1 pseudogene is annotated in these 733 nt (G+C 69.4%); it reads left to right on the top strand.

Annotation, left to right across the window (positions count from 1 at the left end):
- Positions 1 to 733: pseudogene (locus VQ02_RS02350) on the top strand (GGDEF domain-containing protein); the annotation flags it as partial.

Raw genomic sequence — 733 nt, 5'->3', positions numbered from 1 at the left:
AACCTGCTCCAGGTGATCGAGCGCGACGTCGATCGCAACGTCGAGATCATCGACCTGGCGCTGCAGGCCGTGATCGAGAACCTGAAACTCACGGGATTGGCCGAGATCAGCCCACGGTTCCGCCAGCGCATCCTGTTCGACCGCGCCGTCAACGCCAAGGATCTCGGCGTGATGCTGGTGCTCGACGAGAACGGCGACACCGCCTTCGACGCCGCCGACTGGCCGGCGCGCCGCCTCAACAGCGCCGAGCGCCCCTACTTCCGGGCCCACCGGGCGGATGCCGGCCTCGGGCTCCACATCAGCCGGCCGCTGATCTCGCAGCTGACGGCCAAGCCGGTCATCGTGCTCAGCCGGCGGATCGCCAAGCCCGACGGCTCCTTCGGCGGGGTCGTGCTGGGCAGCCTGTCGCTGTCCTATTTCGACCGCCTGTTCGACCGGATCAAGCTGGGGCGGGCGGGCACGATCGCCCTGTTCCTCCACGACGGCACCCGCCTCGTGCGCCACCCCGAGCCCAATCCGGAGCTCGCCCCGAACTTCGCGAACTCGCCGAACGTCCAGCGCTTCCTGCGCGAGGGCAGCGGCAGTTTCGTCGGCACCACCCCGAGCGACCGGATCGAGCGCCTCTACACCTTCACCCAGGTCGGCGGCCTGCCGCTCATCCTCACCGTCGCGCTCTCCACGCGGGAGATCGAGGCCGAATGGTGGGCGAAGGCGGTGGTGATCGGCGGCCTCG

Source organism: Methylobacterium variabile (assembly GCF_001043975.1).
Classification (GTDB): Bacteria; Pseudomonadota; Alphaproteobacteria; order Rhizobiales; family Beijerinckiaceae; genus Methylobacterium; species Methylobacterium variabile.
Note: the sequence above shows the minus strand (reverse complement) of the source record. Positions and strands in the feature narration are given on the sequence as shown.